The organism is Aeromicrobium sp. 50.2.37, assembly GCF_024655735.1.
Lineage (GTDB): Bacteria > Actinomycetota > Actinomycetes > Propionibacteriales > Nocardioidaceae > Aeromicrobium.
This window is the reverse complement of the sequence record NZ_JANLGG010000004.1, coordinates 140067-149513: the sequence shown is the minus strand read 5'-3', so window position 1 is coordinate 149513 and position 9447 is coordinate 140067. Positions and strand designations below refer to the sequence as shown.

8 protein-coding genes are annotated in these 9447 nt (G+C 69.9%); all 8 read left to right on the top strand.

The genetic code is table 11. The annotated features are described in order from the left end of the window. The coding region (locus NUV38_RS03895) for a hypothetical protein (protein WP_257727851.1) at positions 1-349 on the top strand (349 nt) is incomplete at its 5' end. Between the two features lie 136 nt (positions 350-485). After that, positions 486-1736 carry a hypothetical protein gene (locus NUV38_RS03890; RefSeq protein ID WP_257727850.1) on the top strand — a complete coding sequence of 417 codons (1251 nt, stop codon included), beginning with the start codon at positions 486-488 and terminating at the stop codon, positions 1734-1736. 201 nt (positions 1737-1937) lie between these two features. Beyond that, on the top strand, positions 1938-2720 hold the full coding sequence (locus tag NUV38_RS03885; RefSeq protein ID WP_257727849.1) for an electron transfer flavoprotein subunit beta/FixA family protein: 783 nt from the start codon (positions 1938-1940) through the stop codon (positions 2718-2720). A 17-nt stretch (positions 2721-2737) separates the two neighbouring features. Further along, positions 2738-3685: an electron transfer flavoprotein subunit alpha/FixB family protein gene (locus NUV38_RS03880; protein WP_257727848.1), complete on the top strand. Its 948-nt coding sequence runs from the start codon at positions 2738-2740 to the stop codon at positions 3683-3685. 204 nt (positions 3686-3889) lie between these two features. Beyond that, positions 3890-5515: an ABC transporter substrate-binding protein gene (locus tag NUV38_RS03875; protein WP_257727847.1), complete on the top strand. Its 1626-nt coding sequence runs from the start codon at positions 3890-3892 to the stop codon at positions 5513-5515. Between the two features lie 147 nt (positions 5516-5662). Further along, complete coding sequence (locus NUV38_RS03870) at positions 5663-6589, top strand: ABC transporter permease (protein WP_257727846.1); 927 nt, start codon at positions 5663-5665, stop codon at positions 6587-6589. Beyond that, positions 6582-7568, top strand: coding sequence for an ABC transporter permease (locus tag NUV38_RS03865; protein ID WP_257727845.1), 987 nt, complete (start codon positions 6582-6584; stop codon positions 7566-7568). Before NUV38_RS03870 ends, NUV38_RS03865 begins: the two co-directional genes overlap by 8 nt. Beyond that, the gene (locus tag NUV38_RS03860) at positions 7565-9325 is read left to right on the top strand and encodes an ABC transporter ATP-binding protein (protein ID WP_257727844.1); all 1761 of its coding nucleotides are present in this window, start codon (positions 7565-7567) and stop codon (positions 9323-9325) included. Before NUV38_RS03865 ends, NUV38_RS03860 begins: the two co-directional genes overlap by 4 nt. Positions 9326-9447: the final 122 nt, after the last annotated feature.

Genomic DNA, 9447 nt, shown 5'->3' with positions numbered 1-9447 from the left:
GGACCGCGTCGTCCAGCAGGCCAAGCGCGACGCGCAGGAGCGGCTCAGCCAGGCCGTGGCGGCCGCGCGCTCGGCCGCGGAGGAGAAGCTGGCCGAGGCCGAGGCGACCGCGATGGAGTGGGTGGCGGCGGCCGAGGCCGAGGCCGAGCGGGTGGCCCAGTCCCACATCGTGGCGGCCAACCAGTCGGCCAAGGCCACCCCGACGTTCTCCGAGAGCATCTCGGAACCGTCGGTGGGGGAGTTCGTGGACGAGAAGCCGTCCGTGGGCACCGAGACCCCCCCGGAGGTGAGCGACGGGACCGGGGGATCCGTCCCCCCGACCAAAAAAAGGGTCATCCGCCGATCCTGAGTACCTGACCGCCGGCGCGATCGTCGCCGGCCTCGACGCGAGCACGCCCGAGGCGGAGCCGGAGTCGACCGCGGAGCCTGCGCAGGCCCCGCCCGCGGCCGACGAGGCACGTCCGACGCGGTCCTACGAGGACCTCGTGCCGGGGTCGCTGGCGTGGATCGCGGCGACGCACGGCGGGTCGTCCGACGACGGCGCGGCCGAGCTGGAGGACCAGCCCGGTGACCACGCCCGCCGCGACGCGGGCGAGCGGCGCCGAGCGGCCAAGCAGGCCAAGGCCGAGAAGCGTCTGGCCGCACGCCGCGACCGTGAGGAGCAGCGAGCCGCCGCCAAGGCGGAGAAGGATCGCGCCCGGCGCGAGCGCGCCGAGGCCAAGGACCGCGAGGCGGCCGAGCGCGCGGAGGCCAAGGACCGCGAGGCCGAGCAGGCCGCGGCCCGCAAGGCCGCGCAGGAGGCCGAGGACGCACGGACCAGGCAGCTCGCCGAGGAGCAGGCCGCGGCCGCGCGGGTGGAGCAGGACCGACGTCGCCAGGCCGAGAGCGCGGCGGCGGAGCAGAAGGCTCAGCGTCGCGAGAAGAGCAAGGCCGCAGCTCTCGCCGCCCTGGCCGGACGTCCGACCACCGCTCGAGCCGACGAGTCCGACGACCTCGCGTCTCGCGACGCCGCCGACCCCGATCGAGCGCCCGAGGACCGCGAGGCACAGGACCTGACGCCGGCCGACGCTGCGACGGAGGCCGAGGAGACGGCCCTGCTCGACGCCGTCGGTACGGCCCAGCAGGACGTCGACGCCACCGTGGGCGACGACCTGGGCACCTCCGACGACGTCGTCGAGGCGTCGGACCCTGACGTGGGTGCCGACGCACACGCGTCCGAGCAGACCCTGCACGAACCGGTAGGTCGCGGCGACGAGCGCCGGGCCGCCGCGGCAGCCACCGTGGCGCGTCGTCGTGAGAAGGCCGAGGCGAAGGAGCGGGCGCGCGCCGCGAAGGCCGAGGCGAAGGAGCGGGCGCGCGCCGAGAAGGCGTCGACCGTCGAGGCCGAGGACGGCGTGCCGGAGCCGCCGTCGGTGCCGCAGGAGTCCTCCTCCTTCGGGCCGGCGCGTGTCGTGTCCCTGATCGGCGTGGCGATCGGCGTGCTCGGACTGGTGGCCTCGGTGCTGCTGGCGCTCGCCGCCCTCCTCGTGGCCTTCGGCTTCGACGCCGACGCCGGCGTGCTCCGCGCGGTCGCCGTGGTCGCCGACCCGCTCACGGCACCGCTGCGTGGCCTGGTCGCCTTCTCCGGGGAGAACGCCGCGGCCAAGGAGGCGTTCGTCGCCTACGGCGGCGGTTCGGTGGTCTACCTCATCGTCGGCGTGGCCGCGCCGTCGTTGCTCTCGCGCCGCGACGCCTGAGTCCCCGGCGGCCGACGTACGCGGCCGACTCCGCGGGCCGCGATGTGACCGACGCCATTGCCGGTGTGGGTGGCCGCGCTTGTAACCCGCCGGTAACCTGCGACGCAAGGCTGCCCTCACCCCGTGGAGCTCCACGTGGGAAGGTGGACCTCCCGACCACGCGACGCCGAGCGTCGCGTCCCCGACCACAGGAGGGTCCTCGTGACCAACATCGTCGTCGCGGTGAAGTACGTGCCGGATGCCACGGCCGACCGCACCTTCGACTCGTCCGACAACACCGTGGACCGTGAGAACGTCGACGGTCTGCTGTCTGAGCTCGACGAGTACGCCGTCGAGCAGGCCCTCAAGGTCGTCGAGGAGGGCGACGGCGAGGTCACCGTCCTCACCGTCGGCCCCGACGACGCCGCCGACGCCGTACGCAAGGCGCTGCAGATGGGCGCCGACAAGGGCGTGCACGTCAACGACGAGGCCATCGCCGGCTCCGACGCGTTCGCCACGTCGCTCGTGCTGGCCAAGGCGCTCGAGAAGCTCGAGTACGACTTCGTCTTCTTCGGCATGGCCTCGACCGACGGCGGCATGGGCGTCGTCCCGACGCTCGTCGCCGAGCGTCTCGGCCTGCCCGCGGTCACCCTCGGCGGCGAGATCACCGTCGACGGCGAGACCGTGACCATCAAGCGTGACGGCGACGTCGCCACGCAGGAGATCCAGGGCACCGGCAAGCTCGTCGTGAGCGTCACCGACCAGACCGGCGAGGCTCGCTACCCGTCCTTCAAGGGCATCATGGCGGCCAAGAAGAAGCCGGTCGAGGAGTGGGACCTGTCCGACCTCGGCGTCGACGCGTCCGACGTGGGCCTCGACGCCGCGTGGACGAAGGTCGCCTCGACCGAGCCCCGCCCGCCGCGCACCGCCGGCGAGATCATCACCGACGAGGGCGACGGCGGCTCCAAGCTCGTCGAGTTCCTCGCCTCCAAGAAGTTCGTCTGAGCAGGGAGAGCAGAGACATGTCCGAAGTCATCGTGCTCGTCGACGTCGTCGACGGCAACGCCACCAAGCCCAGCCTCGAGCTCCTCACGATCGCCCGCTCGATCGGCGAGCCGTCGGCCGTCGTCTTCGGCGCCGACGTGCCCGGCTCGCTCGCCGAGCACGGCGCCGAGAAGATCTACCAGCTCGACGACGCCGTCTACGGCGAGTACCTCGTCGGCCCCAAGGCCGAGGCACTCACCAAGATCGTCACCGACTCCTCCGCCGCGGCCGTGCTGGTCCCCTCCAGCACGGAGGGCAAGGAGATCGCCGCTCGCGTCGCGCTGCGGACCGAGTCCGGCCTCATCACCGACGCGGTCGACGTGAAGGTCGACGGCGACGTCGTCACGACCACGCAGTCCGTGTTCGCCGGCAACTTCACCGTGGACGCCCAGGTCACCAAGGGCATCCCCGTGATCGCCGTCAAGCCCAACTCCGTGGCCCCCGAGGCCGCCTCGGGCGCCGGCACGGTCGAGGCCGTGACGGTCGAGGTCTCCGACGCCGCCAAGGGCGCCAAGATCGTGTCCACCAAGGAGAAGGCCGCCTCCGGCCGTCCCGAGCTCACCGAGGCCGCCATCGTGGTCTCCGGCGGACGTGGGACCGGCGGCGACTTCACCGAGGTCGAGGCCTTCGCCGACAGCCTCGGTGCCGCCGTGGGCGCCTCGCGTGCCGCGGTCGACTCCGGCTGGTACCCGCACAGCTTCCAGGTCGGCCAGACGGGCAAGACCGTCTCGCCGCAGCTGTACGTCGCCAACGGCATCTCCGGCGCCATCCAGCACCGCGCCGGCATGCAGACGTCCAAGACCATCGTCGCGGTCAACAAGGACGAGGAGGCGCCGATCTTCGAGCTCGTCGACTTCGGCGTCGTCGGCGACCTGAAGACGGTCCTGCCGCAGGCCACGGAGGGCATCGCCCAGCGCAAGGGCTGAACCACTCCCTGCCACGAGGGCCCCGGACCACACGGTCCGGGGCCCTCGTGCGTCCCCTGGCCCGTCGGGACCAGGCACCATGGCCCATCGGGATCAGGTTCCAAGTTGGTTAAGACGTCGTGCGGCTCTGTCGTGCGGCCCTGTCGCGGTGATAGCAATAGGGGCGCACGCGCCTGCGTGCACCCATCTTCACAGGAGGAATCCATGCGTCTCTCCCGACGTACTCGCGTCGCGGGCGTAGCCCTGCTCGCCGCGGGCAGCCTCGTCCTGGCGGCTTGTGGCGGGGGCGGTGACGACTCCGGGTCCACCGACTCGGTCATCACCAACTTCAGCACCGAGCCCCAGAACCCGCTCGTCCCCACCTCGACGAACGAGACCGGTGGCGGTCGCGCCATCGACCTGCTCTTCGCCGGTCTGGTCTCGTACCAGAAGGACGGCTCGAGCGTGAACGAGGTCGCGGAGTCGATCGAGTCCGAGGACAACGTCACCTGGACCGTCAAGCTCAAGGACTGGGAGTTCTCCGACGGCACCCCCGTCACCGCCGACTCCTTCGTGGACGCCTGGAACTACGGCGCGCTCAGCACGAACAAGCAGCTCGGCAGCTACTTCTTCTACCCGATCAAGGGCTTCGACGCCGTCCAGGAGGAGAAGCCGACCGCCAAGACGCTCGAGGGCCTCAAGGTCGTCGACGAGAAGACCTTCACGATCGAGCTGAACCAGCCCGAGGCCGACTTCCCGGCGCGTCTGGGCTACTCGGCGTTCTACCCGCTGCCCGAGTCGGCGTTCGACGACATCAAGGCCTACGGCGAGGACCCGATCGGCAACGGCCCGTACAAGATGGACGGCAAGGGCGCGTGGGAGCACGACGTCCAGATCAAGCTGGTCCCGAACGACTCCTACGACGGTGTCCGCAAGCCGAAGAACGGTGGCGTCACGCTGAAGTTCTTCACGAACCCCGACACCGCCTACACGGCCGTCCAGACCGGTGACCTCGACGTCCTCGACGCCGTGCCGCCGAGCGCCCTGTCGACGTTCCAGTCCGACGACAGCGTCCAGGCCATCTCCGAGCCCGGCTCGGTCTTCGGATCGATCACCATCCCCGAGAGCCTGGCCGGCTTCGGCACGAACGACGAGGGACGTCTGCGTCGTCAGGCCATCTCCAAGGCGATCAACCGCGAGGAGATCACGAAGAACATCTTCGACGACACCCGCACGCCGGCCGTCGACTTCTCGGCTCCGGTCATGCCTGGCTTCGACAAGGACATCCCGGGCAGCGAGGTGCTGCAGTTCGACGGCACCGAGGCCAAGGACCTGTGGGCCCAGGCCGACGACATCGCCGAGTTCGAGGGATCGTTCACGATCTCCTACAACAGCGACGGTCCCGGCAACAAGGAGTGGGTCGACGCGGTCGTGAACCAGCTCAAGAACAACCTCGGCATCGACGCCAAGGCCAAGGGCTACGCCACGTTCGACGAGCTGCGCACCGACGTCACCAACCGCACCATCAAGACCGCCTTCCGCACCGGTTGGCAGCCCGACTACCCGTCGATCTTCAACTACCTGGCCCCGCTGTACCAGACCAAGGCCGGGTCGAACGACGGTGACTACTCCAGCAGCGAGTTCGACGACCTCATGGAGCAGGTCGCGGGCGAGCCCGACGAGGACAAGCGCTACGCGCTTCAGTCGCAGGCCCAGGAGGTCCTCTTCAAGGACCTGCCCGCCATCCCGCTCTGGTACTCCAACGTCGCGGCTGCCGCGTCGAAGAACGTGGAGAACGTCGAGTTCAACTGGCAGAACCAGCCCGAGCTGCACCTCATCACCAAGAAGTAGCTCCGGCGCCCGCACGACCACCCGTGGGGCAACACCTCAGGTGTTGCCCCACAGGTGTGTCCGGGTCCCTCGGTGGCGCTACCGCCCGCGGCGTATCGTCGTGGCGGGTCGCGGTGTCGCCGCCCCCTCAGACAAGGAGTTCTGCCCATGTGGTGGTACGTCGGCAAGCGTCTCCTCCAAGCGATCCCGGTGATCCTCGGAGCCACGCTGCTCATCTACGCGATGGTGTTCCTGCGACCGGGCGACCCGATCGTCGCCCTGTTCGGTGACAAGCCGGTGCCCGAGGGCACCTACCAGGCGCTGCGTGAGCAGTACAACTTCGACAAGCCGTTCCTGGTGCAGTGGCTGCTGTTCCTCAAGGGCGCGCTGACCCTCGACTTCGGCACCGCGTTCAGCGGCCAGCCGGTGATCGACCTGGTGCAGCGTGCCTTCCCGGTGACCATCAAGCTCGCGCTCATGGCCCTCGTGATCGAGGCCGTGCTCGGCGTGGCCGCGGGCTTCTACGCCGGCATGCGACGCGGCAAGCTGTTCGACTCCACGATGCTGGTCGTCTCGCTGCTCGTCATCGCCGTGCCGATCTTCGTCTTCGGCTTCGTGCTGCAGCTGCTCGTCGGCATCAAGCTGGGGGCGCTGCCGGCGCTCGTGAGCTCGCAGGCGACGTTCCAGGAGCTCCTGCTGCCCGCGATCGTGCTGGGTCTGGTGTCGTTCGCCTACGTGCTGCGCCTGACCCGCACCTCGGTCATCGAGAACCTCACGGCCGACCACGTGCGCACAGCCCGCGCCAAGGGCCTGCCCGACGGACAGGTCAACCGGCGCCACGTGCTGCGCAACTCTCTCATCCCCGTGGTGACCTTCCTCGGTGCCGACCTCGGCGGGCTCATGGCCGGCGCGGTCGTGACCGAGGGCATCTTCAACGTCCCGGGCGTCGGCAACCTGGCCTTCGAGGCCGTGCGACGCGGGGAGACCCCGACGATCGTCTCCGTCGTCACCATCATGGTGCTTGTCTACGTCATCACCAGTCTCGTCGTGGACCTGCTCTACGCCCTGCTCGACCCGAGGATCCGCTATGCCTGACGGCCGCTCGTCCAAGATCCGACCCGGCCAGGAGCGGTACCTCGCCCGGCTGGAGGACACGCCCCTGCACGACGTGGGTGCGCTTGACACCACCGCGCCGCCGGAGAGCCAGTGGAAGGAGGCGTGGAAGCAGCTGCGCAAGAACCCGCTGTTCTACGTCTCGGCCGCCCTGCTGGTCTTCCTGGCCGTGGTGATCGCCTTCCCCGGGCTGTTCACGAGCAACGACCCGAGCTTCTGCCAGACCGGCAAGAGCCTGGCGGTCGGAGAGCCCGGGCACCCGCTCGGCTTCGACCGACAGGGCTGCGACGTCTACTCGCGCATGATCTACGGAGCACGTGCCTCCGTGGCGGTCGGCGTGTTCACCACGCTCATCGTCGCGCTGCTGGGCCTGGTGACGGGTGCCGTCGCAGGCTTCTACGGCGGCTTCTTCGACTCGCTCATCTCGCGCATCGCCGACGTGTTCTACGCGATCCCGCTGCTGCTCGCCGCGATCGTCCTGCTGTCGGCGCTCAACAACGTGTGGCCCGACCGCGGCTTCTGGGGCTCGGTCATGGCGATCGTGCTCGCGCTCGGTCTGTTCGGCTGGCCCCAGGTCACGCGTATCTCCCGCGGTGCGGTCATCGAGACCAAGCAGCAGGAGTTCGTGGACGCGGCGCGCGCGCTGGGCGCCACGCCGCGCCGCAACCTGGTGCGGCACGTGATCCCCAACTCGCTGGCCCCGGTCATCGTGACCGCCACCGTCTCGCTCGGCATCTTCATCGTGGCCGAGGCCACGCTGTCGTTCCTGGGCCTCGGCCTGCCGACGAGCATCGTGTCGTGGGGCAACGACATCGCGGCCTCGCAGAACCAGGTCCGCGCCGGTCAGCGACTGGGCACCATGTTCTGGCCCGCCGGAGCGCTCGCGCTGACCGTGTTCAGCTTCATCCTCCTCGGCGACGCCGTGCGCGACGCCCTCGACCCGAAGGCCAAGAAGCGATGAGCATCCCGAACCCCGAGGGCCGCCCCTCCAGCGAGCAGCCGCTGCTCGAGGTCAAGGACCTGCACGTCGGCTTCGCGGCCGACAAGAAGACGATCGTCCCCGCCGTCATCGGCGCGAACCTGACGGTCTACCCCGGTCAGACGGTGGCCATCGTCGGCGAGTCCGGCTCGGGCAAGTCGACGACGGCGCACGCCATCATCGACCTGCTCCCGGGGACCGGACGCATCACCGGGGGGCAGATCCTGTTCGAGGGTCAGGACATCGCGAACGCGAAGAAGTCCGACATCATCGCGCTGCGCGGGTCGTCCATCGGCCTCGTGCCGCAGGACCCGATGTCCAACCTCAACCCGCTGTGGCGGGTGGGCACCCAGATCAAGGAGTCGCTCGAGGCCAACGGCGTGGCCAAGGGCAAGGCGGCCGACGCCCGCGTCGTGGAGCTGCTCGAGGAGGCCGGTCTGCCCGACGCCGAGCGCCGGGCCCGGCAGTACCCGCACGAGTTCTCCGGCGGCATGCGCCAGCGCGCGCTCATCGCCATGGGCCTGGCGGCTCGCCCCAAGCTGCTCATCGCCGACGAGCCCACCTCGGCGCTCGACGTGACCGTGCAGAAGCAGATCCTCGACCACCTCGACCGGCTCACCGACGAGCTCGGCTTCGCGGTGCTGCTCATCACGCACGACCTCGGTCTGGCCGCCGAGCGCGCCGACCACCTCGTGGTCATGTACCGCGGCCAGATCGTGGAGTCGGGGCCGGCGCTGGAGATCCTGCAGAACCCCCAGCACCCCTACAGCAAGCGCCTCGTGAGCTCGGCCCCGTCACTCGCCTCCCAGCGGCTCTCGTCGGTCGACGCGCGCGCCGAGGTGCGTGAGCAGGCCGTGCAGACGGCGGCCGAGATCGCGGCCGAGGTCGCGGGCCACTCCGAGGAGTTCGGCGAGGGCTCGAGCACGATCATCGAGGCCAAGGACCTCACCAAGGTCTTCAAGATCCGGGGCAGCCGTCCGGGTCGGTCCACGGACTTCACGGCCGTCGACCAGGTCTCGTTCCGGCTCGAGCGGGGGACGACGACGGCGATCGTGGGGGAGTCCGGCTCGGGCAAGTCCACCGTGGCGCGCATGGTGCTCGGCCTGCTCGACGCCACGAGCGGGTCGGTGGAGTTCGACGGCGTCGACATCACCACGCTGCAGTCCAAGAAGCAGCAGCTGGCGATGCGGCGGCAGATGCAGCCGGTCTTCCAGAACCCGTACGCGTCGTTGGACCCGATGTACTCGATCTACCGGTCCATCGAGGAGCCGCTGCGGCTCCACGACATCGGCACCTCCAAGGAGCGCGAGGCCAAGATCCGCGACCTGCTCGACAAGGTGTCGCTGCCGGCGTCGGTCATGACGCGCTACCCCAACGAGCTGTCCGGCGGGCAGCGGCAGCGCGTCGCCATCGCGCGGGCCCTCGCCCTGGACCCCGAGGTGGTCATCTGCGACGAGGCCGTCTCGGCGCTCGACGTGCTGGTGCAGGCGCAGATCCTGAACCTGCTCAACGAGCTCCAGAGCGAGCTGGGCCTGTCGTACCTGTTCATCACCCACGACCTCGCGGTCGTGCGGCAGATCGCCGACCACGTGCTGGTGATGCAGAACGGCCAGGTCGTCGAGCAGTCGAGCGTGACCGACGTGTTCGAGAACCCGCAGCAGGACTACACGCGGATGCTCCTCGACGCGATCCCGGGCGGGTCGATCCCGCTCGGCGCGGTGGAGTCCGGCGGTTCCTGAGCTTGTCGAAGGGCGACGCCTGATGCCCAAGGGCGGTCCCTGAGCCCGTCGAAGGGGCGATCCCTGAGCCTGTCGAAGGGTGGTTCCTGAGCCTGTCGAAGGGCGGGCGTGAGACCAGGTTG

Coding starts and splice junctions, on each gene's coding strand:
- NUV38_RS03880 (WP_257727848.1), top strand. CDS start 2,738: ATGTCCGAAGTCATCGTGCTCGTCGACGTCGTCGACGGCAACGCCACC.
- NUV38_RS03875 (WP_257727847.1), top strand. CDS start 3,890: ATGCGTCTCTCCCGACGTACTCGCGTCGCGGGCGTAGCCCTGCTCGCC.
- NUV38_RS03870 (WP_257727846.1), top strand. CDS start 5,663: ATGTGGTGGTACGTCGGCAAGCGTCTCCTCCAAGCGATCCCGGTGATC.
- NUV38_RS03865 (WP_257727845.1), top strand. CDS start 6,582: ATGCCTGACGGCCGCTCGTCCAAGATCCGACCCGGCCAGGAGCGGTAC.
- NUV38_RS03860 (WP_257727844.1), top strand. CDS start 7,565: ATGAGCATCCCGAACCCCGAGGGCCGCCCCTCCAGCGAGCAGCCGCTG.